Raw genomic sequence first — 26,227 nt, 5'->3', positions numbered from 1 at the left:
TGTGGTTGGACCTGGTCTTCTTCGAGCGCTCCTTACTGTAGTTCCAATTTTCCGAGGCGGGAATCATATAGCTTTCGGCTTGCTGTGCAGGCCACGGTCGACCCCGACAAGGATGCTCTGATGGCTATCGTAGAATTCGGGTTGCTGCCATCGCCGCCGGGCGGCGATTCTGAAAGCTTTGGGCCTAAGGAAGATTAGTCGCTTTCGCTTCGCGTTCTCACCACAATTCTACATTGCCGCAACGTTGCCGATTAACGACCGCCATGGCAATAACGTACGCAAAGTGGCGGTTCGAGGGCGTTACGTGGGGCTTTGGTATCTGGACTTTAACGGCAAGGCTTGGGAAGGGCTTTGTGATGTGTTGCTTGCTCGAAAACACGACGCAGATTACCAGCCCATGGGCGATAAAGGCGGAGACCTGGGACTAGATGGGCTCTACGCACGCGGTGGTACGATCTATCAGGCCTATGGTCAGGAGCCTGAAAACAAAGACCCCGTGGGCGGGGTGAGGAGCAAGATCGCCACCGATCTTTTTAAGCTCAAGAAGTACAAGGACGAGATAGAAGAGATTCTCGGTGACACTAAGATCAGAAGGTGGGTGCTCCTGCTCAACAAGGACATTCCGCACAACCATCTGCATCGCTATGCCAAGAAGAAGGAAATCGAAGTGAAATCATGGGGGCTGCCTTTTATCGCCCCCGATTTCCAGGTCACCCTACAGCCACCCTCCTTCCTTGAAACTGAGTGGTTTGAGTATAAAAAGCGTCGCGACGATAAAGTGGACGTGGTGCCGCTTTCGAAGCCTCAAGCTCCCGATATCGAACTTCTGAAGGGCAGTGACAATTTCAAGAAGGTCTACGCGAAGTTCCTGAACATCTACGACACACCGGAAACGGCGGAACGGATGGCCTACGTGGAACTGAAAAATTTCATCGAGAACTCCATTCAGCTAGATGAAATTCGGAAGCGAGAGCCCGAATTCTACAGCGAGATCGAGGAAATCCGCTCCGACATCGAGATGGATGCAGAGAGTGGAAGCCTCGCCGTTGGCTCCTACGAAACCTATGCCGGGATCAAAACGACGCTCGAGAACCGGCTGAACGCGGTCGTAGGCGGCCGTCTCGGCGAGCGGACCTTGAGCGGCGTTCGGAAATTCACGATTGCGGACTGGCTAGTGCGCTGCCCGCTGAACTTCAAGAAGAAGCCGCTGCAATGAAAGCCCCGGAGAAAATCAAACTTGAGTTCAATCAGCGTCCAGTCGACGTTCCTCCCGACCTCAGGCTATATCGTCGCCTAGCGATGGTGTGCATCTCGGTTTCCGAATGCTCCTATGGGAAATCCGCTTCATTCAGACAGCTTCATTTCATCAACTCGCTAATCATCAACAACAGCTTTCGCTCCCTGTATCTGACTTTCAAATCAAGGCGGACATCCCCGCAAATCCTTGCGCCATCGGTAGACCCTTATTTGAATCGATGCGTGAACTACGCGATCGGTGCGGGACTCTTGGACCAGAAGAATGTGAGGAGCGGTTTCAAGGTATCACTTACGCCGATTGGCATCGATTTTGTGGCCAAACTCCAGAAGGAGAAACTGGCCTCCGACATATTTGCGCTCGCTCGGGAAATCGGCAGGATATCCGAGACCGAAATAGATGCGGCCATGAAAGAAGGACTTTAAAATGCTCCTGAGGTACAGTCGGCTACTTCTTGAGGCGAAGCTTCTGGACGGTAAAGCCGCCTATTCAGAGGTCGAATTCAAGCCCGGTGGAAACGTGATCGTTACCGACGATAACACGCAAGGCAAGAGTACGATCGTTAACGCGCTCTCGGTCGGACTGGGTTTTGACGACTTGGTCAAAGGGAACGTTGCAGCTCTTGTGAAAGACACCGTCAAAATAGAAGGCAGGGACCGACGGATCAGGGAGGCGCTGATTTATCTCGAGATCGCGAACGAAAAGAACGAATACGCCACAATTTGCCGAGCCGTAAACCCGGAGCTTGCGACAGGAATAACCGTGCGGAGCGGCCGACTTTCCGACTGGTCCGAAGAAGGTCGCGAGGAATACTATCTCGGTTCTGGTTCCTATAAGGACACTAAGGGTTTCCACCGTTTTCTATGTGAATTTATCGATTTTCCGGTGGTAAATGTCGTCTCCCAGGATGACAAGGAAACGCGACTGTACCTGGAATACATCTTTTCCGCGATCTTTATCGAGCAAAAGCGCGGATGGGCGGACATCATGGCGAACATGCCATTCTACGGAGTACGCGATCCAAGAAAGTCGACCGTTTCCGAGTTAATCGGCCTCGACTACATCAAGAGCAATTTGAGACGGAACGAGCTCAGGTTTGAAGAGCAGCGCCTTCGCGCGCAGTACGAGGCTGGCACAGACGTCTTGAAGCGATATATTAACTCGAAGCATTTTTCGGTGAAAGGCCTTCCTTCAGAGATCGCGTCTGGCTCCTGGAATCCTGCAATTTTTAGGGCATTCCAAGATGTGGACCAACGGTCACTTGACGCTCTCATCGCATCCGCAGAAGAGAAGCTAGTGGAGTTCGAGGATTTTCCTGAAGTTGCCCCGGCGGGCGAGGATGTTCGGCGGAGACTGGACGAGCATTCCGGTCGAATTACATCGCTTGTTTCCAGGAAGGGCCAAATCGATAACTCTGTGGCCATCGTCGATGCGAACATTCGGCGGTACCGGCAACGCCTGGAAGCGCTCAAGGTCGATCTTCAAAAGAACAAGGAGGAGCTGAGGGTCCGCAACCTTTTCAATCGAGACCACTGGTCGGTAAGGAGCGCTTGTCCGGTCTGCGACCAGCCGGTGGACGGTACACTCCTGTCTCAGTTGCGGTCCTTCCCGACGATGTCGATCGAGGAGAACGTTAAGTACATTACGGATCAGCGTGACCTTCTCGAGGGGATGATAGCGGTCGAGACAGTTGGACTCGACCAATCCAAGGCGGAAGCGAATCAGCTTTCCGATGACATCGCATCTGCCCTGGCGTCACAGGCCGCCCTGCAAAGAAGCCTGTCGGGTGTCCTCCCTTCGGAGTTGATGGCACGAGCTAGGGACATCGCCAAGCTCGAAAACGAGATCGAAGCCTACAGGCAACTCAAGGAGTACTCGGCTGGTGAGTTTGCAAAACTCAAAGAGATACTGGACCGCTATCAGACGGTGTCCGGCGACTTGGCGGGAATGAAAAACGACCTCAGCGCCGGAGACCGCGACCTACTACGAAAATTCCAAACTGCGTTCCAGGAATTCCTACGTCGGATGGGTTTCAACTCCGTTGAGGTCGAGTCGATGGTGATTGACCAAACCTCCTTTCTCCCGAGGATTATTGTAAATGACGTGACCCGGCGGCGGGTGAGGGCGGATTTCGGAACTTCAGCGAGCGACTGGATCAGGATAATCACGGCGTTCGTGCTCGCGCTGCATGTTTGTCGTGGTAACTCGGCAAGAAGCATCCATCCAAATGTTACAGTGTTTGACGAGCCTGCGCAGCAAAACATGAACAAAGACGACACGCTGCAATTTTACGATATTGTCGCGGAAGTCGCCAAGCGAGGTCAGATCATCGTCGCGGCTACGGACAAGGATCACTCTGTCAGGAGCAGGGCGAGGAGCTTGGGTATGCACGTCGTCGACTTCGGTCGGGACTATGTGTTGAGGCTACGATCGAACTGATCGAAGCGGTGTTTCGCTTACACTTGGTCCCTGACCTTTGATCCAGCGGCGATTAGAGCCTCAGCGGCAATACACCTTCTGCTCGTCGCGCCTATTCAAGGCAAATTGAGCTGTCATTCCGGGTGAAAAATGGCCGTGACTCTCGCGCAAACACCGGAGAATGGGTTGAAGACAGCTTGGTGCTACCCCGTGCAATTGTATGCGGCTATCCCAAGGCTCCACTCACTGACGGTGCACCCAAAGTCCCTGTTTTTGCGGAAATAAACGCCGATGTTCAGCCCTACGACCTCCCAAACGTCCACTTCATCGTATCATCAACTGCGCGAGGCGGCTTTAGCGGCGCGCCGTTTATCAGCGAGTTTGACATGCTTTTGGGTATCGTAACCGAGGCGCTTTCAGACGACCGGCAGGACAGACAGCCCCTTTCCGGCGGTGGCCGCGATAGAGGCAATCTACGATATCTTCGGACAGAATGGACGCTCAGGGGACGCTTGGAGCATTACCTCGCAAGTTTGGAGGTGACCGATGTTTAGCCACGAAGTTGCCCGGTCTGGCGTGATTTGTGACCGGCTATCCATGGAAGATCAGTTCCGCTCCGCGCCGGCACGACGCTTCGGGCAAAATCACGTGTGAACTAGGTCCTCTAGGAACTCCGAGCCAGGGCGCACCGCCGAGACGAAAAGGTGATCCCTCGCGCGGGTCGTTGCGACGTAGAGCAGTTGCCGTTCTGTCGCCACGGCCTCGTCCAGTTCGAACTCGTCGGCAACGTCCTCGATGCGTGCTGCCAACGGTAGGACGCCTTCATCGCAGGCCACGATCAGCACCGCACGGAATTCCAGTCCTTTCGCGAGGTGCATCGTGCCGATGAACACGGCGTCTTCAGAGCTCTTTCGTGTAAGCGATGAAATGGTCGCAACGCCTGTGAGTTCAGCAATCTTCGATGCACGAGCGATCTGGTCGTTCGAGCGACAAAAAATGCCAATCTCATTGGCACTGATTCCCTGTTCGAGAAGGTCTCGAAGGAAGGTGGCAGCAGCCTCAGCCTCTTCATCAGTTGTTGGCGCGATGACGATAACCGGCTCGACACCATCAAAGACCGACACGGTGCCCTTGCGCTGGTCTTCTTCACCATCAACGTCTCGAACATTGTCGGGCAGGAGCCCATCAGCCATTCTCCGTATCTGATGCGACGTTCGATAGTTGACCTTGAGCGTGAACGACCGCCCTCGGACGTCGACGCCGAGCCCTTTCCAAGAGAAGGGCTGCTGGAAGATGCGCTGGCCAATATCGCCGGCGAAGAAGAGTACATCCGGTCGATCGGGCACGATAGCGCTCAGGAATCGCAACTCTGCGATGCCAAGGTCCTGGGCCTCGTCGACAATGACATGCGTGTAAGGTTTTTCGCCGTGATCGCGGAAATGCTCGGTGACAACGGTGAAAAGATCGGCAGAGGTCAACAGCGCTTTCGCCCGCAATTGTCTGCGGACCTCCGCAAAGATCATCCAGAGCTCGTCCCGCTGCTTCGCGCCAAGCCGGTTCTTTCTCCCCATCCGCGGTACAGCCGCATAGGCTTCGGCACTATCGATCTGCCAGGCGTCGATCACATGCTCCCATTCGGAGTTCAGAAACTGCGGTGTATATCTCGTGACACCGGCTGCATTTGCCGCCTCGCTGATAATTGCCCTGAGCTTGTCTCGACCGACGAGATAAGCCCTCCTTCCGGTGATAAGGGCGTACAAATCAGCCGCACCCTGCTCGAAGGACGATATCGTTACCCGGTCGGCGAGGGAAGGGGAGTCGGCGAGCAGCACATTGAGCTTGCGCTTCAGCGCTGCGGCGAGCGGCTCCGAGAAGGTCGTCAGGAGTAATTTTGCTTCCGGCTCTTTGCGCAGAATGCGAGCGACACGGTGCAGGGCGACAACGGTCTTGCCGGTACCGGCTGAGCCGACTACCCGCACTGGTCCGGAGAAGTCCCGCTCCACCAGCGCCCGCTGTGAGGGATGGAGGAACACCGCCCATTTTTCGAACGGCTGATCGAGCGCAGCTGCAAGTTCCTCATGCCCCTCTAGGATACGAAACCGCCGTTGTGCATCGGGATGGCTGTAGGGATCGACGGTGACCGGCGCCGGCCTCTTCAGAACACCCGTCGCAGCATAATCCAGCAGCGCCTCGGCGGCCTCCTGTGGCAGATGACCAGCTAGCGCGAAGAACTTGTCCTCGCTGGCGTCAAGCACATCCTTGATCCAGTCGTCGGGGACCCCGATCGACAGTGCTTCGTCGAAGGACAGCTTCGAAAATAAAGGAACAGTGGAAACCGACGGCTTGATCGGAACGAGGAATGGCAAGTCGGGCTGTATTGCCGGCGCCGGCTGGACGGCGATCTCTTCGACCCGCTCGCGTACCTCAACGATCTGCACAGCACCGGTCCGCGGATGGGTCTCGATTCGGCGTCGCTCTGCCCATTTGTAGGCGTCGTCGTGGTGGGCGACATAGGCGAGCATTACGCTGTCGCCCGTCTTGTGGATGATGATCCGGAGGTCGCGGTTGACCCGCACCGACCAGAAGTTCGGGTCCTTGGAAGCTTCAATTCTGTGGAATTGCAGACCGGGCCGTGTCGGATCGGTCTGTAGGTCGAACGCCGTCAGCTTCACCTGCTTCTGTTCGTCATTGGTGAGTTTAGCTAGCGATGCGGTGAAACTGTCGGCGAGGATGGTTGCCATTTGCAGCTCACACCGATTTCCTGAACGTGCTCAAGGCTTCGAGTACGAAACCAAATCCCGGCTTTTCGTCTGCGTTCTTGATCTCGCGTGTGATGGTCGCGATGGTGCGGCTAGTAAACCCCCTAAGCTGAGCTCGCAACATCTCGTCCGCTATGACCGGAGAGCGCGTCAAGTATGAGATGATGAGCTTGGCAGCATCAAGGAAAACATCGTGTTTCTGCCGAGACAAGTCTTCAAGCAGGACAAAGAACTGTTCGATCTCGCGTCCTGCGCGAAGGACCAGTTCATGAAGTGGCCGCTCTATCCACCCCAAGCCCAGACTGGCATCGAAGTCGGCAGCGCGCTGCCCGACCCACATCCCTTCACAATAGAAGACAATGGAATTTCGAAGATGAAGCAAAGCCTTGTCGTAACTAGCACTGGAAACGGCCCTCGCCTTTGAAAACTCGCATGCCCCCAGCTTGCTCCAGAACTCACTTCTTGCCCTTTGGGTGATCTTAGAATCCTCGATCATCGCTCGACAGATTCTCTCAGCTTCCATTTGTCCGTAACCGGAAAAGTGTTCCATGTTGAACCATCGGCGCATCATGAATATGTCTCTGTATCCCAATCCCTCGGCGTGCTTGAAGCACGATCGGGCTTTCTCTCGCATTTCCGGTCCGAGCTCGGAGTAGGCCTGTCCGAGCAAAGATTGTACCTTTGGATTCACGATCACCGGGTCATGCGGCGCATATCGCTCCGCGATACGAATAACATCGCCATACGATTTGGTTTTGATCGAACTCTCCATGCTCGCGATCACAGCTGCCTCTTCACGCCCTACCTTCAAACCTTCGGACCGGTAATGGTCGACCCGGGTTCTTAGTCCGCCGATGTGCGGTAGCTGCTCCGACACTACGCTAATGAATGGCCGCGAGGGAGGTGTAAGCTGGTAGAGGGTCTCACCGCTTGTGTCTTCTGATCGTGATATGAAAATACTTCCCGCTTCGCTTAGTGACTCTTTCAGATGCTCAGGAGACATCTGGGTAAGTCCGCAGAATGCGGTGAAAGTGATCGGTTCTTCAAGGAGATACAACCCGGCGAGGACGAACCGTGATTTTCCTTGACTAGAAAGTCGGTCATACTCCCTCTGGTAAAGATATCGCCGCGCTTCTTCTCCTCCGCGATCTTTGAACAGTTCGATCGCTTCGTTGTAGTTGCTGCAGTGCTTTCGGATGCCGACCAACGTTTCGATCAGCAGAGGTAAACGGTTGGTGACCTCCATAATGTGGGGAGTCTTCTCAGGCGGAGGTTCAGGGACGTCAAAGTGTTCACAGCACACACGTTGAAAGTCGAAATACTCAGTCTCTGGTGATAGCCCAGGAACTACAATAGAGCTGTTCATTGCGTGTGATGGAGGATGTCGAAGCGTATATAAAATCTTGGTGCGTGCCCGTCCTTTCATTATTTTGAAGAAAAGAAGCTCCTCCCCAGTGTCGAGGCCTCGCCTGCTCAGCGCGTCGATGTCGTCTATAACTATTAAGCCAGAAAAATTGTCGAATAATTCCTGTAATAGCCTTTCTCTATCTGCAGAGATGATGGTTTCATCATTCTGGCTATGCATGCCAGAATGATGCAAAATTTGAGATACTTGTTCATCAACATCAGAAAATTGCCTGAGGAGAAACTGCTGCTGTTGGCCATTGTGAGGGTTCAGCTCGGACTCTTTGGAGGATAGATATAAAACGTAGTCTAAACGTTCGCCGTCCTTTGAGGTTATCTGGCTTCCATTCTCTGTTAATTGTCTCGCAAACTCATGAGCGAGTGTGCTTTTACCCGATCCACCGGGGCCGTGCAGGTACGCTCGCGGCTGGTCCGAATAGACGAACCATTTCCACAGCTGGTCCAGAAGTACACCTCTGTTGATGAATTTTTCGATCGTGGCTGGAGACGGAGGAAGAGATCGATGAACTAAAGTCCTGGCCTCGGCGTCCCGATCCAATGGCAAAAGCGATCTGTCTGAGTAGAGCTGTGCCAAATGACGTGGAGCTGCTTCAAGGACCTCATGTCGATCACGTACCCACAGGATGTTTGGCGGGTACTTGTCCAGCTTACGCTGTAGACGGATCGGTGGCGTTGCTCCCCTCCGTGGAACCAAAAGAACAGAGATATTTAGCTGTCCAGCGCTCGTGGGGACCGTGTACTGCTTGCACAAACATTCGATGCTGGTGCAAGTATAGTCACTCAATGCTCGATTGAAGGCTTCGATATCCACGTTACCAGGAACCCCCACGACCGATAGTTCGCGGTCGCGTACCCCGAATACGATGATGCCGCCGAAGGAGTTGTAGTAGGCGATGGAGAGGCGGAGTATACCCGCGCCGTAACCGCGAGCCAACTCGTCCGGAAGTGTCTCCTTGTAATCGACGACGTAGGTCTCTTGAACATGAAAGCGTTCATTTGAGGCATCCCAAGCAGGCCCCAAGAGTTCCGCAAATTCTGCTGGAAGTTCCTTTTTCTGAATTGCGCCTAAGATACTCGCGAGTTCTTCTCTCATTGGCTGCCCTCACACCCCAAACACCTTCAACACCTCGTCCCCGAAGTGGTTGATCACCTTCACCGCGATCCGTCCTGTGCTCGGCCGCGGGAACGGCCGTGACGTATCGGCATAGAGCGTCTCCCACGCATCCGGATCGATCTCCGCCTTGAGAGCTGTTTTCAGCGATTTGTAGGGATCGTTCGCGCCGAGGAAGTAGGCATGGCGGACGAAGAAGCTTTCCTCGTCGTAGTCAGTGTCGATGAACCAGGCAGCGATGCCCTTGACGTCGTCGGAGCGGATTTCGCCGGTCGAGGGGTCGAAGACGTCGACGCCGTGGACCTTGACCTTGATCTCGCCGCCTGGCGCATCGAGGATTTCGACATCCGGCTCGCCAAAGACGACGAAGAGGTTGCCCTTGCCGGTGTTCTTCAGGTCCTCGGCCATATGCAGGTCGGGGTTCATGCGCGCCTTTAGGATGGCGAGCGGGCCGAGGCGGTTGAGATCGGTCGCCTGGGCGTCGAAGTTGAAGGCGCAGGCGATCAGCACGTCGAAGCGGGCATCGGAGGCCTCGCGGGCGGCGGCGGTGATCTGGCTGCGGGTCAGCGTGCCGAATTCCGGGCCGATCAGGATCGCCGCGCGCTTCTCCACCGCGCCGCCATCCGCATAGCGGCCCTCAGCGGCGATGTAGTTCCCCGGCCACGGCTCGATGGAATTGAAGTGGATCGTATCGCGCTTCTCCTGCTGGTGGACACCGGCGCTGCGAAGATGGGCAAGTACCATCTCGCCAAAATCAGCCTCAGGCATGTTGGCGGGAGTAGAGGCACGGGAGGTGATCGCGCCAGCGGCGGAAAGGTCCTCCGCCAGCGTGTCCTCGCGGGCGGCGATAACGCGATGCGGCGACAGGCTCTCGACGGTGAAGGGCCCGGCGACGCGCACCTTGCTCTTGTCCTCGTAGGGGCGGTCGTAGAGCAGTTCGACATCGGCGGCACGGGCGATCGAGGCGTCGATCTCTTTCTGGCGGGCGATGCGGCCGTCCCACCAGCCGGTATGCAGCTTGCGGACTGCATCGGTCACCAGATGCACCTTGGCCTGCCCCTCCTTGCCATCCAGCCAGTCGTCGAGATCGCGGGGGATTTCCCATTCCTCGAAGGCGGTGGACAGAGTCTCGTTGAGCTGCCGGCGCAGCGGCTCTAGCACGCCCTGCCACTTTTCCCAGATCACGTCGATCTCGGTGTTGTTGGCGATGCTTTTCAGCGTGATGTGCGGCGCGCGCTCGTAGACAAAGCCTTGTCGGATATCGCCTCCAACAGGGGCATCGGCGAGAACTCTGCCGGAAACGTCCTGCTCCTTGGCGCGACCCTCACGGCTGTCTGCTAGAAGATAATAGGGGTAGCGTGCGCTCATCAGTCGCGTACGGGCGAGCGCCAGTGCGACGCGTGAGGTGTCGATCGTAATCCAGCGGCGACCCCACTGCTCGGAAACGGTAGCCGTCGTTCCGGAGCCGCATGTGGGATCGATTACCAGATCGCCGGGATCGGTAGTCATCAAGACGCATCGCTCAACCGCTGCGGTTCCAGTCTGAACGATATAAACCTTAGGGTCCGATCTGCTTTGGACCGCTCCGCCAATGTCCATCCAAATGTTGGTCAAGCCCTGGCCTGGTGAGTCATCAACGCGTCTGAGGAACCGCAGGGACCCCGAACCCGTCGCCATTAGCCGATGAGCTTTCCTTGCACGGATAAGCCCTTCCTTTTGAGTACCCCACCACCGATTTCCGGAGCGATATATTTTCCCGTTAAAATCAACGTCATACTTCGCCCCGGGACCAGGTTTTGTTAGGTCAGTATCCGTTACCAGCACTGACCATTCTGTGTCTGCTATTCTGGCAGCCGAATTGCCGTCACCTGCCGGAAGGAGGGCACCGTCAATTTGCTGGATAGTTCTGAATCTTTCGGTTGACGCCGCCGACCGCTCGACGCGAAGCGACCGGTACTTCATGACGGGTTTAGCTTTTGCGAACCAAAGCAGATAATCTACAGCATTCGAAATCCTACCGGATGCATCAAGGCCGGTGGTTTTGCTCAACCCGATTTCGCTAACGAAGTTCTCCTCGCCAAACACCTCATCCATCACCGCCCTGACGCGATGGACATTCTCATCGCCGATCTGCACGAAGATCGAGCCGCTTTCGGTCAACAGTTCGCGCGCCACCATCAGCCGGTCGCGCAAGTATGTGAGGTACGAATGGATGCCGTCCTTCCAGGTGTCGCGGAACGCCTTTACCTGTTCCGGCTCGCGGGAAACATCCTCTTTCTTCCCGTCCTTGACATCCCGGCTCATCGTAGAGACCTGCCAGTTCGAATTGAACTTGATACCGTAAGGCGGGTCGAAATAGATGCACTGCACCTTGCCGCGCATCTCCTCGCGTTCGGCGAGACTCGCCATTACCTGCAGAGAGTCGCCGAGGATCACGCGGTTCTGCCAGTGTTTTGTGTGCTGGTAGAATTCCGCCCGCGCCTCCGGATCGGCAATGCCGTTGAAATCGGCGAAGAGATCGGGCGCGTCCGACTTCTCCTCACGCGCCTTGTTGGTGCGGCTCTTCAGATCGTCGATGATCGCCTTGGGATGCACCTTTTCCTGGATGTAGAGCGGTGGCGCATTGACCACGAGGTCGGACCAGTCCTGACGATCCTTGCCGCGCCAGACGAGCTGGGCGTCGCCGATCTCGATCTCGCCCGTCTCGGCAAGCTGCCGCATCTGCCCCGGCGTGATCCTGATCTTCGCGCCGTTCCAAATGATCTGCGGATCGCGGTCCATGTCCCTATCTCGCTGCTCGCCACCCTCGAGCGGACGGTCGCGCGCAATGCGCATTTCGCGCGGGACTTCGCCCAGCAATTCCACCTGCTGCTCGTAGAGCGACGCCATCTCGGCCGTGGGATTGTTCAGCCGCACCGCCTGGTCGTGGGTGAGGGTCGAGACGTCTTTTTCGCGCGGAGTCTTTGCCATGTGGACGATATTCTTTCAGAGAAATTTCTTGATCAGGAAATGGTAGACGGCGACGATCTCGGCGTCGTACTCGCGTTCAATACCCTTGATGGTAATGTCAGAGACTTTTCCCCTGATCATACCGGCACCGGGCGTCGATCCATTTCTTACAACACCATCTTTGACGTTGCCCAACGGGCTTCCTGCGCCAGGTGTCGAACCATTGCGAATGACGTCATCCTTGACATTGCCAAGCGCGGTCCCTGCGCCGCGCGTGGAGCCATTCCGGATCACACCGTTTTTCAGATTGCCTAGTGCAGCGCCAGAGCCGACGGTGCTTCCGTCGCGAATCACGCCATCTATGAAATTTGCCATTTTCAGTTCCCGGTCATTGCGATCGATCATGGCAGATCGAGCTGTTTCATGTCGGCATCTCGCTTTCCGTCGATGCGGAGAAAAGCCTCGAGTAGCGCGATGTCACGTATGCGGCCCATTCCGTCCCATCAGCACTCTGCAGGATCGGCTCAAAGGCTGAGGAAATATCGAGGCTGTTGAACCGGTCGGGGAACTGCAGCAATTTCCGCCAGACCGCTGCAAAATCCGATCCGTGCTCGCGAAGTCTGGGAGCGGTTACCGCTTTCAAGGCTGAATTGCCGGAGGGCGAGAGGTGCAACACGCGCACGATTTCCGCGCCATTTTCCTGGGCCTTTTCCATCTGGAATGCCAGCATCTGCTGACGGAGAAGCTGGTAGAATGGCTCCCAGAAAAAATCCTCCAATGCCAGGCCAAGGTCACCACGGATTGGACCGTCCGGGTGAAAGGCGAGCTTTTCATAGCGCTTCAGACGGGTGGCATTTCCGTTCGCGCTGATCGGAGTGCCATAGGATTCGGTGTACTTCCACTCGATTAAGAGCGTTTCCCGTTTGCCGCCGCGCTCGAACATCAACACGGCGTCAGCGGAAGTCGCGTTCGCGCCACGCGAGCGAATACCATTTTTCCCGGACTCGTTGAGATAGTCTCCGCCGATCCACTCAAATCCGACAAACCACTCACCATCCGGACCTTCTTCGACCGGCCGCATGGTCGGCTTTTCACCCCCAAGTGCCGCCTGGACTAGACGCGCAAGCATTTCTGGCTCTCGAGCCAGAGGTGCCAGGAAGTTCAGACAGCAAACCTGCGATGACAGACCATGATTGCTGTGCGTGTGCCACTGGATGCCTTTGTGTGTGAAATATGCGGGGACAACGCTCCTGATCGACGGAGCGAGATTCCGCTCAAAGCTCCGAGGATCGAGGCGATAGGCTGAACCACGGTATCCTCCGTGCCCGGGCTCGGAGTCGGCGAAGAACTTGGATTGACTTTCCCGCTGGGCCCTTACGAACGTATTCATTTGCTACTCCGCAGCGATTGTCAGTTGTGCTTCGGCCTCATCGCCCTCGCTCTCCGCATCGACCCCTTCGTCCGGCTGATCGCCGCGATAAGCCTGCTTGCCTGTCGCCTTCTCGATCAGCGCGAGAAGCTGTTTCTGCCGCTCGGTCATGAATTCGGTGAACCTGTCGGCCCGTAACAACAAGGGATCGACAAGATGTGAGGACAGATACGCGTCGAGCTCCTCAGCCTCGATCGGAGGGGAGGTACTGGTGCCCTTCTCCAGGGTGGCTAGATATTCCGAAGGGGCGACGCCGCCAATAATGCGATTGGTGCGATAGGTCAGCGGGGTCTTGTTGATGATGGAGTCGTAAACTTCCGGTTTGATCTTGTTGTCCTCACACCACTTCTTCGGAAAGATATGGTGGATGTCGACGCTCTCGCCGAAAAAGACGATGTGGTCAAACTTCAGACCGGATCGGAAATCGAGCGCGCCTTCCTTCATCAGCAGGGCATTCATGCCTTTGTAGGCCGCAGAGAGGCGCATACGCATGGTTTTCAGGCGATCGGACCGGAACGTCGTGTCGCTGACCGTTGAAGGCATTGCGCCGCCCTGCAGCCACACAGGTACCTCCATGAAGTCCTTCGCTATCCGGGTATCGACGGCAGAGCCATAGAGTTCGCCGAAGACGCCGTTCCAATACCACTGCTGAAGCTGCTGTTTCAGCGTGGCGTGGTGAAGGGCTCCCTCGTTTTCTGCGAGGATCGCGGCCAGAGGCACGATCTGCGACTGATAGGGCAGGTCTTCGACCTTATAGATGTTCAGTTCGAACAGAAACTTGGCAGCCCGCTCGAAACCCTGTTCGGCCTTGTCGCAATAGGTGGTGTACGCACTTAGCGGCAGATTGAGCAGGGCTTGTCGATTGCCCGTCACCTGGGGCAGGTCCTTGCCTTGCTTTCCCTCAGATTCGGCGGCACGTCGTTTGTCGCGCGTATGGAAGAGCGAAATCACCTGGAGAAGATCGGTGTTTGCCACGTTGGCGAGGATGCCCGTGTCCCGTCCAGCCGGCCGGAGAGTCTCCGCAAGCCTTTGATGGCGGCCCTTTTGCCCGTCGGCCCCATACCAGTCCTTGCGTAACTCAAAACCATCCGCTGCATACATGGCAGTTACGAGTTCGAATGCATCAAGCGGCTTGCCGCCGGTATTGACCTTCTCGAAGACGGTGCAAACAGCTTCTTTGGTCGTGGCCTTATCCAGGGTGATAACCGGCACCTGGTACGATTTGAAATTATCGAGGATGTCCTTCTTGAAGGCTTTCCACTTCTCCTTTGCGGATTTGCCCTCGTCACCCTGCCAATGGTCGTTGAACCCGTCCTGCCAGTCGTCCCAGTCAAATACTTCGGTCAGCGGGAACATCATCGACGCATATTCGTGTTCCCGCGAAGAGAGGTCGAGCTTGATCTCCCGGCCGAAATCAGTGCGCGCAATCCTATCTTCGGGCACGCCTACGATGGCTTCCTCTCGATTGGCCTCTGCATCGAGCGCCATTTCGATATCGATGTAGAACCACCGCTTCACTCGCTTGTTCTTCGGTGTGACGGTCTCGACCACTTTGTTACGAAGGGTGACCTGGTACAGCGACGTCATCCGCTGCTGGCCATCGAGAAGGAGAGAAGAAGGCGAAACAGGCTTTGCTGAATCCGGCGCGCCCTCAACGGGGCGAGGTTTGAAGTTGACGTCGCCGCCGGTTTCCAACGTCATTAGTGCGCCCACCGGGAACGCGCGCGAGACGGAAGCAATCAGGCTCTTAATGCGATCTTCGTCCCATACCCAGCTGCGTTGAAAGTCAGGAAGTTGGAGAAAGCCTTTTTGGCAGTTGCTGAGCAATTCGTGCAGCGAAAATGGATTCGTCTTAAACGTTGCGCCAGCCATCATGCCTCCTCGGGGATTCTCGCGCTAAAGTTAGCTACCAACTTGCTGTAGTCTTCTTCCATCGCAAAAGCATTGCGGAATTCGGCAAAGGCCCAGCGGCCGTAGACCCTTAGGTTGTTGACGCCGGGGACCCAGAGGTTCGCCATGGTCTCGGCCTTGATCTGCTCGTCGAGACCGCGGAAGCCCTTGACCTCGACAATCAGGTTCAGTGGATCATCCGGCCCGCGGCCATCGTCGATCTGGATGATGAAATCGGGCAGGTAGCGGCGCGGTAGGCTGCCCGAGCGATAGGGCACTTCGAAGCTGAGTGCCTGGTTTTTCACGTACGAAATCGTGGCAGGGTGTGCTTCCACGACACGGGCAAATTCCGCCTCCCAATCGCTGTCGCAGACGACGTAGTTCACGTGACTGAGGCGGGTTTCCCAAAGTGTCTGTTTGGTCGTGATGAAGGACACGTGGTCGGTGTAGCCGTGCGGATTGTACGGATCGAGCATGGCCTTCACGACACTCTCCCCATCTTCGCCGGCGCTGCGGACGATGGCCTGATAGATGAGCTCAGATGCTTTCTCTGCCAACTCCGCATAGGTTAGCATCCCGGCCTTGGTGCCACCTGTGAGCTTCAGGCAACTGGAAATCCATCGCCGGGTAATGGGCTGGAGCTGGTTGTAGAGATAGTAGGGAACGTCCTGATCCGGCTCACGGAAATACATCTCGATCAGCTTCTTGGTGAGATGCGTCGCCACGGTGTTCGGCCGCATGTCATCGAGTGCATCTGGAGATATGTCATGGCCTTCGCCGACCAGGCCTTCGAGCCGCACCTTACAAGGCCCCACCAGTTCCGGCGTCAGGTCGAGGGCTGAGTCATTTGAAAAATTTGCCGAAAAGCTCTCTGAGGGCAGTTCGGCGCGATAGCCGGCAACGCGTGGGAAACGGAGGGAAAGATTGTTGCGCTCTTTCAGGGCATAGACACGTGTCGTCGGTTTCGGTGGCGTGCGCGTCACTTCCTGAGGCTCGGTAGCAAAGTCGAAGGGTATGCCGAGGATGTCGGCATACTCCGTGTTGAACAGGCCGTTGCCGTTCAATTCATAGGACTGGCGGCGCAGACCGCGGCCGATCACCTGCTCGCAGAGGAGTTGTGTGCCGAAAGCACGGACGCCAAGGATATGGGTGACCGTATTGGCATCCCAGCCTTCCGTCAGCATCGAAACGGAGACGACGCAACGCACCTGCTCGCCGAGCCGTCCCTTCTGGCCGACGGTGTTCATTACTTCGCGCAACAGCTCGGAGTCCGCGAGCTTGTCGGCCGCCGCTGCACCTTCGCGCTCCTTGATCTCCCTGCGGAATTGCTCGATTTCGGCTTCGGCCATATCGCGGAACTTGGAATCAAGCGCCTCGCCGGACTCTAGCTGTTGGGAGTCAATCAGCAGCGTATTCATGCGCGGCACACGATTGCCGTTGCGATCGTAGTTGCGGAATAGCTCGAGGTGGCCCTGGTGCTTTGTCTGGCGCTCGCCTTCGACTTCGCGCTCCCAACCGGAAATCCATTCGAAGATCAGCTTTGAGCTTGCCGTGTTGTTGCAGACGACAATGAACACCGGCGGGACGCCGATGCCGGCCTTTTGCCAAGCCTCGAATTCCTTCTCGTAGTGGGAGTAGAGCGAATAGAGCGCGGTCTGCAGTTCGGCAGGTATGCTCAACGGATCGAGATCGCCGGATTTGCCCGCCCCCTTCTTCGGCATCTTTTTGCCGATGTGGTCCCACAGATTGCGGTAAACCGGCGTGGCGGCATTGACGGCATTGTCCGACACCGGAACACGGGGCAGTTTGACGATGCCGCACTCGATCGCATCGACGAGGGAGAAGTCGGAAACCACCCAAGGGAAGAGCGTGCCTTCCTCATAGCCTGATCCACGAAGGAAGAACGGTGTTGCCGAGAGATCGTAGACCGCGCGGACACCGACTTTCCGCTTCAAGGCTTCTATACCGGAAATCCACAGCCGCGCGGCCTCGTTGTTTTCCTTGGCCTCGTCCTTTTCCTCGCCCTTCAGTTCGTCCTCGTCGTGGCTTCCCGGACGCTCGCGATAGCAATGATGCGCCTCGTCGTTGATGACCACGACATTCTTCATCTGCAGGAGATCGCCACAGGCGCGTTGCAGCATCTGTCCCTCGGTCTCGAGCTCCTCGATTGCATCACCCTTCCAGCCCTTCATCAGGCGGAGGCCGACCGCATTTAGTTCATGAGCTTTCCGCCGCTGAAAAACGTGGTAGTTGACGATCTCGATTTTCGCCTTGTTTAGGTCAGGCATCATGTCCTGCGGAACAAGCTCACGGGAACGATAGTAGCTGTTGCCGTCCGAAGGCTTCAGCACGCGCAGACGGTCTTTGATGGTGATACCGGGCGCGACGATGAGAAAGCCCCGCGAGAAAAGGCTGGAATTCGGTTGCCGGGCGGCATTAATCGCCTGCCAGGCAATCAGCATCGCCATGACGGTCGTCTTGCCTGCACCGGTGGCGAGCTTCAGCGCTAGCCGAAAAATTTCAGGATTGGCGTCTTGGTTGGCCTCTTCCAGATGCCGAAAGATGTGGGCGTACTGTCTATTCTTCCGGGCTACCTCGGCAAGCCAGATCGCGGTTTCCACTGCCTCAACCTGGCAATAGAAGGGGCGGGGGCCGGAGTAGGTGTCGCTCCGCCAGTGCTGGAGCAACCGCTGTGTAACGGGCGTGACACCCCAATCGTTCGGATTGGGAATTGAACGCCATGTCGAGATGTGACCGCGGATTTCATTGATGATCGGCGTCGGATTGTAGCGGCTGCCGCCATCCAGGGCTTGGTCAAGATCAAGCGAGGCTTGCTTTTTGCCATCAGCCTTGACCTTGCGGCTTTTCGGAACCGGAGCAACGTATTTCGACCGACGCCGGCCCTCAATGGGTGGGCTGTTAAGCGGCTCACCGCTCTCCGAGAGCGCATGATGACGCGTGGGGACTTCGTATGGTGAATTGAGAATTGGCTCGGCGTAAAACGGCTTGGTCATGCACTCGGTCCCAGAATCGACCTCTACATTCAATCGATCGCGCGACTGTCATGCAACTCCTACGGTACGCGTTGCCGGCCATTCTGACGCTTGCACACGGAAATTGTTTCCTCATCGCAACGGTAGGGGCCCTGAATATCGACTTGTTGGGCGAGAGCGGAAGAGGAACGTTCCGTCGCGCCATCTTCCTAAGTCTAAGATCAGTTACACTGTTAGAAGTTGTGGAAAATAGATCACATAGTCGTTCAATTTTGACGAGTTATGGGCGAACCCCCTTGAAGCGCTTGATCGCACTGCTGCGGCTCTAATAGTTTCTCACCTGTTGCCACTCACGGGCAGTGGCTGGGGATGGGTTTAAGTGTTTCAGGAAATTGGAAGTGCCGTCGTTGCCTCGATCCTTGGCGCGGCGAATTATCTTGTAAAGGATGCGGCTGCGCCCGGCATCGTTGCTCTAGGGATTGTCGCTCTTCTGGTGATCTTCACCGCAGCTTTCTCGCTTGAAGTCTCTCAGCGCAGGAAAGCGGTTCGGTGGCTCAAACGACAAATTGAGAACAGTTCCTCGGGTGCGGACTTCAGTCGTGATATTGATGCATTGTCCGCTTCGATCAATGAAGGCAGTACCAACAAGTACCGTCGGCAGTTGGCGGCAGCTTGGGCGAAGTACAAGGAAACCCTCGTCCCGCACGAGGAGGACGGCAAGGTCATTCTGCGGAATGCTGTCAGGCCGTCAATGTTCCTTAACCCGGAGGACTTGGGCTTTGGCGTAGGCTTCTGGCGCATCGTGCCCGGGCTTTTTGTTTCCGGTGGCCTTTTCCTCACATTCCTGGGTCTGATCGCTGCACTCTCGACCATGGCGCAGGGTGCGGAGATCGATAGCGGTGTGATGCGCCAGTTGCTGTCTGTGGCCTCCGCAAAGTTCATCATGTCACTGACGGGGCTCTTCTGTTCGATCGTCTTCACGATTTTTCTGCGAAGCATCTACGGTCGATTGGAACGGTCCATCCATGAGCTGTGCTCGGCGGTCGAGCAGCGCCTCACCTACATCAGTCTGGAGGCGCTCGCCACGGAGCAGCTAAAGGCGACGAAGGAGCAGCGCGAACATTTCCGACTAATTGGGATGGAGTTGGTCGCAGAGATTGGTCGGCCTTTGAGGGAAGAGCTACCCAAGGCAATTCAGAGTTCCATTGCCGGTGCGATGGCTCCAATTGTGGAGAGAGTGGGCAAGCTCGGCGCGGAGGGCGTCGGAGACATGGTGTCTGGAATTTCGGACAAGCTCACGGATTCTATTGGCCTTGCGCTCACCGAGGCTAGCCAGAAGATTTCTGATGCGGGCGAGAGACTCGGTCTTCTTGCTGAGCGGCTGGATCAAAGCTCGGGGCGGATAGGATCGGAGATGGAAGGCGTAACAGAACGCGTTGCTCAGGCAGTAGAGGACCTTCGTTCGGCAATCATGAGCACCGCCGAAGTCACCGGGGGCACGTTCAACGAGGGGGCAGAGAAGCTCCTGGCGGTTATGAACCGGACGCTCGAAGGCATTCGTGACAATACGGGCGAAGGTGCACGCGCCATGTCGGCCGCTGCCGAGGACATGCGGCAGGCGGCCGCAGCCTTCAAGCAGGAGATCGAGTCTGCGGCGCGGACCGGAACAGAAGCCGCGCAGGAGCGCATGAAGCTCGCCAGCCAGCAGGTGAGCTCGGCCATCGGGGATGCGGGCAAGGATGTAGCTGACGTCTTCAGCCGAACGAGTGCGGAGATTGCCCGGGTCGCGGAAGAGGTTTCAGAGAAAGCCGGAGCGGGCCTGCTCGCGCCTCTCGCCGAGATCGGCAGCAGATTGGAGGGGCTGGTAAAGCAGCTGAATGAGGGAATCACCGATATGCGACGCATGGCCGATGGGGTGAAGGCTGGTGCGGAGGCCTCTGAAAAGGCAGCGAGCACCTTCAACGGCGCGGCAGGCACGCTTGTGGCCGCCGCCACTCCGGTGAAAGCCGTCGTGGATCGTATGGAAGGCTCGATCCGGCAACTTACCGACAGCACGCAACACGCAGCGAGTACCGTGTCACGTTCTGCGGAGGCGACCGCTGAGTCGGCCGCGTCTGCTCTCGCCGCCGCACAGGAAATCCTCCAGGCGGAAGCAAAGTCCATCGAAAGCGCTCTCGGTGGCGTCGCCATCATGCTGGAACGTCTACGAGGCCAGGGTGACCGCCTCGATGAAATGGATGGGAAGCTAGGCCAAGCTTTCGATCTCTACACGGAAAATGTGGAGAAGGCCGTCCAGGGTATGTTCGGCCACGTGCGCGATCTCCAGGAAAGGCTAAATCCTGCGCTCGATACCATGCGTGAAATTGTTGAACAGGCCGAGCAATTCGCTCCGCAGTCGCGGAGAGGCTGATGCGCGGCGGTTTGCGGACGCGTTACAAAGAGGAAGAGGAGGAGAGCGCATTTGTGTCGATGACGGACATGACTGTCAGCTTCCTCTTCATCATCATCCTTTTGCTGGCTTACTTCGCCCAGCAATATAGCGAAAAGGATACCGTACCCAGGCCTATACATGAGGAGGTCATTAAAGAAAGGAATGTCGCGCAACAGGAGATAATCCGACTGCAGGCAATCATCGCTGTTCATGAGAAGACGATCGCTAACCTAGAGGAGGAGATCGACAGGAGGCAGGTGGAGATCGAGCGGTTACAGGCTGAGATCGCGAAGCTGCAGGCTGAGATCAAAGAGCTAAGAGAGGAGCTTGAAAAGCTTCGGAAAGTTGACCCACTGGAAGCCTACCTAGCCACGTCGGCGGTCGAGAGACGACGAATTCTTGAAACGCTACGCGATCAGCTGAAGATTGATTTTCCTGATCTCGAGGTGGTTATCAGCGAAGAAACCGACGCTTTACGCTTTCAGGGCGACGGTCTGTTTGCAACCGGATCGTCCACGTTGCGCCCCGACCGGAGGGCAATCGTGGAAACTGTCGCAACGAGGCTCTCCCAGATTTTGCCCTGCTATACGATTGGTCCCCGTTCGAAGTGGGCGGCCGAATGCAATCCAGGCAATGCGATTATTGAAGCTTTGCAGATTGAAGGACATACCGACTCAACCGGGGATTTTACGGCCAACCTGGCCCTGTCCACTAATCGCGCAAACAGCACTTTTTCTACAATTCTCGGCAAATCCGGCGAGTTAGTCGATTTTTTGAACTTCCGAAATCAACCGGTTTTGTCCGTCGCCGGTTACGGCCAAATGCGCCCGGTCAAGGACAACTCGACGAAGGATGGAAGAGATACGAACCGCCGCGTCGACCTGCGAATCATCATGTATACACCAAGCCAGTCGGCGGAAATCGACCGCATCCGTCATGCGTTGAGCCAAAACAGCTCGGGGGGTATTGCGAATTGACGCTCAGCAAGAGCCTCTCCCAGACCCGTGAGTTCGTCAGGCCCGCCTTGCCGGCTTTGAACTCAATTGCATCCAGGACAGAGCGAATTCTATCCCGTTGGCCGGACGTCGTCGCCAATCCACCCGAGAAAGACCGTGAAAAACTCGTGGCTATTGTTCGGGACAAACTGGAGAATAATAGTTGGGAGGATACGAAGCTCTCGCTGATTACAAGCGCTGGCAGGGCGTTGTTCGATGAGGATCGTCGCACTAGACCTGATTTGGCGGAGATGCGAGATTTTTATTACAGCGAGACCCGCGCCTCGACACGGGCGGGGTTTCTCGGCGGAATGTTCTCCATCTACATGGACAGCTTTGATCCCAAGGCGGAACATACGTGGCAATTGGCCGGTGCATTGTCGGCAGCGGCAGGGCGTCTCGGAGCTCGCTGGCGTATGATGCTCGATGCCATCCCCGAGATGCTCTCGCCCAATGCAGTGGCCGATGCCGTCGCGCGACAGATGGTGCTGATGGACGATCTCTGGATCGGCCTACAGAAGCTCGGTATTCGCAGCCCCCATGCACCTGGTCTGATGAATGTCGTCCACCTAGCCTACGTGAAGCTGATCGAGCCGCATCTCGATCAGCGTGTGGAGATGGCGCGGCTGATCGAGTGGCTGAAGCCGGAGGGCAGGGAGGGGAAGACGACCGGTGCCGGCGAAGCGATCTCGGCTCTGCTTGGACACTGGGTCAAGAATTCTCCGAAGCCCGATGACCTACGCTACCTGACAGAGAACGTCATCGGCCTCTACGGTGATCCTCGTGTCCAGCGTGGCGGCGTCTGGTCAGCAGTACCGGAAGACAGGATGGCGGTTATCCTGCGCTGGCTGACGGGCGAGAACATCCGGTTCTTCCTTGATGTCGTCTCTGAGGTGGAAGACAGCCACATGTGGGAGCCTCGCAGGAGATTTTGGCTCGGCCTGCATGATCGTGGTCGTATCGATGCAGCCTGGGTTGCTTTCAGCGATTCCGCCGCGAAAGAGGCAAGGCGACGCGGGGCGGGAGGTAAGGGGACGTTGAGATTTGGCGTTCAAACGGCAGGCTACGGTCGCGCCAATACATCACTGCTCATACTGAAGATCGGCAGAAAGATCGTCGTTGAGGGCTCTCATAGCTACAAGGTCCATATTTTCGACGAGTCCAACCATCGTGCGCCTGCGCTCTACCAGTGGCGATATGACTGTGAAGCCATCAGGTTCATTCCCGGCTCCGATGCGAAATCACACAACGGCGATTGGCAGAGTTGGGTCTTGGAACACATCTAGGTGAAAAAATGAACTTGGAAGCTTCTTTCTCTCCAGATGCAATCACTCTGTCCGCAAAGAACGAGCGCGCGGGTCTACTGCACCGGTTGGTGCGCCGCAGTGTCAAATCTGATCTTCAGAACCTTAGTCCTGACGAACGTTCACTGGCCTATGCTATTGCCGATCTACGGGCGGCAGCGGATACGCTCGGGGAACACCTTTCGATTGATTCTGATCGCATCGTCATGTCCCATCGCATCGCTGCGTCGGTCACCGGTGAAGCGGGCGCAGTACTCGGTCTGCCACCTTTGGTAGAGATGACGCTGAAGACCGATGCGGAGGGAATAGTCGGTTCGTCAGGTTTCCGTCTTAGGTACGAATGGTCGCGCAATGGCCAACGGCAAATGCCACGTCGAACTGGAGCCATTCTGGAGACCGCCAACGGTTTGCGACGAATTCCTATGTGGATGATGGACGCCATCGCCATCGCCGACGCCTACCGGCCGGATGGAAACGACGCCGCCGATTGGGAGGCGCTAGGACGTTTCCGCAAGGCACTTGATCCTGGTGCCGTCAGCGGAGCCTCGGACGAGGCGTCGCGTATCTCGATGACAGATTTTCTGAGCGGTCTGGAGGTGCGTCTCGTCGACCGCTTCTCACTCTCGCCAAAAGGGGAGGCGGACTTCGACGTGGTGCCGTTCTCTGGTGATACCTTGGAGCTGCATGGTAGCGCTTCTGAAGCCGCTGAGGTTTCCGAGTCCATGAGCGAGGTACAGGGACTAGACCTGCAGCGATTTCAGACATTGGTGAGGGGAAGGGGGGCCCTGCCCGCTTATCGATTATCTCCTGGTCGTTACGTGGTGGTAGAACAGTCAGCGTCACCGGCCCTTGCCGTGATGGCTGAAATGCAGAAGGCAGCACCCGAGGAGCGGCGCGCCTTCATCCGCAATCCCTTGCCACGAGTAACGGAAGCAATGGAGGCGCAGCTCCGTTCTTCCGGGCAATTGGATGGTTTGTCGCCCCAGGCCGAGCAGGAAGCCATAGAGGCAGCGGTTGGTCCCGTACTTGTTGAAACCCGGGAATTTTCCGAACGGGTTACCGGCGTTGTCAAGTATGAAAAGCCGGTTCTCGGCGAGTTCGAGGATAGCGGGACAAGCTGGCTGCCGGAGGACTTCAGCGCGCGCCTGACCGAAATCCTCGACAGGCAGGGTACTGCCGAGCTGCACACCCTGCGCGAGCGCGTCCAGGAAGCAATTGAAGCTGGAAGGCCGACCGTCGATTTCGAAGATTTGGTAGTCCCCGCTCGACCGGAAATGCTGCAGCTCATCGACGAGCGGATGGTGTCGGGAGACGCTGACGACGGTGGCGAGGATGAGGCAAAACCAGAAAAGGTAGGCCCATTCGTTCTCGATACCGAAGTGAACTACGACGATCTCAAATGGCTCGCTAAGCTCAGGCCGCGCATGTCCGAGTTGCCGAACACTCTACCCGAGGGCATTCGAACACCGTTGAAAGGGCATCAGAAGGAGAGTTTTTGCTGGCAGGTTGGCGCGTGGCGGGCCGGATTGCCAGGCGTCCTCAATGCCGACGAGCAGGGCCTCGGCAAAACTCTCCAAACCATCTCTTTCCTGGCCTGGCTCAAGGAAGTGATTGCTCGTCCTCAAGCCCAGAGCCGGGGGCCTGTTCTCGTTGTTGCGCCAACATCCCTTCTCGAAAATTGGGAGCAGGAAGTCGCCCGACACATGCACGAGCCTGGGCTGGGTCATCTGATCCGCCTCTATGGGTCGAGTATCGGTGGACGCAAGCTGACGGGAGCGAAGGGAAAGGACACGGACGATGGGGAGGCCAAGCTTGACTTGGGCGCGCTGCATGAAGCCGTGGCAGAGGGGCGGGCGCATCGCTACTGGCTTCTCACCACCTATACGACGCTGACGAACTATCAGCATTCGCTGGCTCGCATACCCTTCTCCGCCGTTGTCTTTGACGAAATCCAGGCCTTGAAAAACCCTGTCAGCCTCCGCGCAGTTGCTGCCCGTTCGATCAATGCTGATTTTCGAATTGGCCTCACCGGTACTCCTATCGAGAATGCCACTGTTGACCTCTGGGCAATCATGGACCAACTGGCACCGGGATCGCTCGACAGCCTCAAAGATTTCCGTCAACGCTATGCGAAGCCAGAGGAAGACAACATGGCCGAGCTGCACGGCAGGGTTTTTCTGCCCCGTGGCGGCACGCCGCCTCTTGCTGTCCGCCGCCTGAAGGAAACGGTCACAACCGATCTGCCCGCCAAATCCCGTCGTATTCATCCCCGCCTGATGCCGGATGTTCAGGCCTTGGCGTATGACGATGCCCGACTGAAGCTTGCGCGAGGCGGCATGGGTGCGCAGCTCAAGATGCTTCATCACATTCGCAGCGTTTCCGTCCATCCGGCGCTGGAAATCAAAGCAAGTAACGATGAGTTCGTCGTAGCGTCTGCGCGGCTACAGGCTGCCATGGATATCCTGAAGCGCATTAAAGCGAATAATGAGCGCGCCCTTGTCTTCATCGAGCACCGGCAGATGCAGTATCGCTTTATCGAATTGGTTCGCAGTGAGTTGGGTTTGCCGCGAGTTGACCTCATCAACGGCGACACGCCCATTCCTCAACGTCAGGCAATTGTGAACCGTTTCCAGCGCCATCTGGATGACGACCAGGGATTCGACCTTCTAGTCCTCGGTCCGAAGGCAGCGGGCACCGGGCTGACGCTAACGGCGGCGACCCACGTCATCCACTTGTCTCGATGGTGGAATCCGGCAGTTGAGGAACAGTGCAACGATCGCGTACACCGGATTGGTCAGTCGCGGCCTGTTACAGTGCATTTGCCCATGGCCATTCACGAAGGCTATCGGGAGCAGTCTTTTGACTGCCTCCTCCAGAGCTTGATGATGCGCAAGCGTCGGCTCGCCAGTTCGGCGCTTTGGCCGATGGGGGACGTCGATGACGACGTTGCTGGCCTTCAGAAGGGCATGGCGTCCGAGCGGTTAGGCATGGAGGCTGACCCTCTTGGCAAGACCATGGCGGCCATGTTTGCTCGCGACGAGCTGGAGTTGCCGCCGCGAGAAGCCGATGGCTCCTACGCCTTTAATTGATGAAAGTGGAAGACTTTCGTGAAGCATATGCATGTGCGCAAAGGGGCTAGTCACAGACGTTCCTCGGTTGATTGAGCGGTCAGAAAGATCGAGAGATGCGATCGACCGGAACCGAGCACCGGGGATGGTTTGGTCTAATCTGGGTAGGTAAGGGGAGTCTCTATGGGGTGCGCGGCTAA

14 protein-coding genes are annotated in these 26,227 nt (G+C 56.8%); 7 read left to right on the top strand and 7 right to left on the bottom strand.

What is annotated here, in order from left to right:
- The first annotated feature begins 304 nt into the window (after positions 1–304).
- The 3 genes from V8U06_RS04420 to V8U06_RS04410 are packed head-to-tail and all read left to right on the top strand — an operon-like array spanning position 305 to position 3,694.
- Entirely contained in the window at positions 305–1,216 is a 912-nt protein-coding gene (locus V8U06_RS04420; protein ID WP_427139661.1) for a hypothetical protein, read from the top strand.
- Positions 1,213–1,680, top strand: coding sequence for a hypothetical protein (locus tag V8U06_RS04415; protein WP_427139660.1), 468 nt, complete (start codon positions 1,213–1,215; stop codon positions 1,678–1,680). Before V8U06_RS04420 ends, V8U06_RS04415 begins: the two co-directional genes overlap by 4 nt.
- A gap of 1 nt (position 1,681) precedes the next feature.
- Positions 1,682–3,694 carry a hypothetical protein gene (locus V8U06_RS04410; protein WP_427139659.1) on the top strand — a complete coding sequence of 671 codons (2,013 nt, stop codon included), beginning with the start codon at positions 1,682–1,684 and terminating at the stop codon, positions 3,692–3,694.
- Between the two features lie 623 nt (positions 3,695–4,317).
- On the opposite strand, the gene V8U06_RS04405 is transcribed toward V8U06_RS04410, so the two are convergent.
- From V8U06_RS04405 to V8U06_RS04375, 7 genes are read right to left on the bottom strand one after another with little or no spacing between them, the layout of a single operon-like run.
- Complete coding sequence (locus tag V8U06_RS04405; RefSeq protein WP_427139658.1) at positions 4,318–6,414, bottom strand: 3'-5' exonuclease; 2,097 nt, start codon at positions 6,412–6,414, stop codon at positions 4,318–4,320.
- A 7-nt stretch (positions 6,415–6,421) separates the two neighbouring features.
- Positions 6,422–8,950, bottom strand: coding sequence for an NACHT domain-containing protein (locus V8U06_RS04400; RefSeq protein WP_427139657.1), 2,529 nt, complete (start codon positions 8,948–8,950; stop codon positions 6,422–6,424).
- A gap of 9 nt (positions 8,951–8,959) precedes the next feature.
- The gene (locus V8U06_RS04395; RefSeq protein WP_427139656.1) at positions 8,960–11,938 is read right to left on the bottom strand and encodes a site-specific DNA-methyltransferase; all 2,979 of its coding nucleotides are present in this window, start codon (positions 11,936–11,938) and stop codon (positions 8,960–8,962) included.
- Between the two features lie 15 nt (positions 11,939–11,953).
- Positions 11,954–12,322 (bottom strand): hypothetical protein, encoded by a 369-nt coding sequence (locus V8U06_RS04390; protein WP_427139655.1) that lies wholly within the window; start codon positions 12,320–12,322, stop codon positions 11,954–11,956.
- 16 nt (positions 12,323–12,338) lie between these two features.
- Positions 12,339–13,307 (bottom strand): PGN_0703 family putative restriction endonuclease, encoded by a 969-nt coding sequence (locus tag V8U06_RS04385; RefSeq protein ID WP_427139654.1) that lies wholly within the window; start codon positions 13,305–13,307, stop codon positions 12,339–12,341.
- A 3-nt stretch (positions 13,308–13,310) separates the two neighbouring features.
- Positions 13,311–15,218, bottom strand: coding sequence for a GmrSD restriction endonuclease domain-containing protein (locus tag V8U06_RS04380; RefSeq protein ID WP_427139653.1), 1,908 nt, complete (start codon positions 15,216–15,218; stop codon positions 13,311–13,313).
- Complete coding sequence (locus V8U06_RS04375; RefSeq protein ID WP_427139652.1) at positions 15,218–18,250, bottom strand: BPTD_3080 family restriction endonuclease; 3,033 nt, start codon at positions 18,248–18,250, stop codon at positions 15,218–15,220. Before V8U06_RS04375 ends, V8U06_RS04380 begins: the two co-directional genes overlap by 1 nt.
- A gap of 358 nt (positions 18,251–18,608) precedes the next feature.
- Here V8U06_RS04375 and V8U06_RS04370 point away from each other — a divergent pair, with 358 nt between their 5' ends.
- Genes V8U06_RS04370 through V8U06_RS04355 form a run of 4 tightly spaced genes read left to right on the top strand, consistent with a single transcriptional unit; the run spans position 18,609 to position 26,048 of the window.
- Complete coding sequence (locus tag V8U06_RS04370) at positions 18,609–20,639, top strand: hypothetical protein (protein ID WP_427139651.1); 2,031 nt, start codon at positions 18,609–18,611, stop codon at positions 20,637–20,639.
- Positions 20,639–21,637: an OmpA family protein gene (locus tag V8U06_RS04365; RefSeq protein WP_427139650.1), complete on the top strand. Its 999-nt coding sequence runs from the start codon at positions 20,639–20,641 to the stop codon at positions 21,635–21,637. The genes V8U06_RS04370 and V8U06_RS04365 overlap by 1 nt, the downstream gene beginning before the upstream one ends.
- The gene (locus V8U06_RS04360) at positions 21,634–22,941 is read left to right on the top strand and encodes an EH signature domain-containing protein (protein ID WP_427139649.1); all 1,308 of its coding nucleotides are present in this window, start codon (positions 21,634–21,636) and stop codon (positions 22,939–22,941) included. Before V8U06_RS04365 ends, V8U06_RS04360 begins: the two co-directional genes overlap by 4 nt.
- Positions 22,942–22,949: 8 nt before the next feature.
- The gene (locus V8U06_RS04355; RefSeq protein WP_427139648.1) at positions 22,950–26,048 is read left to right on the top strand and encodes a DEAD/DEAH box helicase; all 3,099 of its coding nucleotides are present in this window, start codon (positions 22,950–22,952) and stop codon (positions 26,046–26,048) included.
- The last annotated feature ends 179 nt before the right edge of the window (positions 26,049–26,227 follow it).

Origin of the sequence: Shinella sp. G-2 (genome assembly GCF_050172695.1) — a bacterium.
Classification (GTDB): domain Bacteria; phylum Pseudomonadota; class Alphaproteobacteria; order Rhizobiales; family Rhizobiaceae; genus Shinella.
The sequence above is the reverse complement of the archived record's forward strand: the minus strand, read 5'-3'. Positions and strand labels throughout refer to the sequence as shown.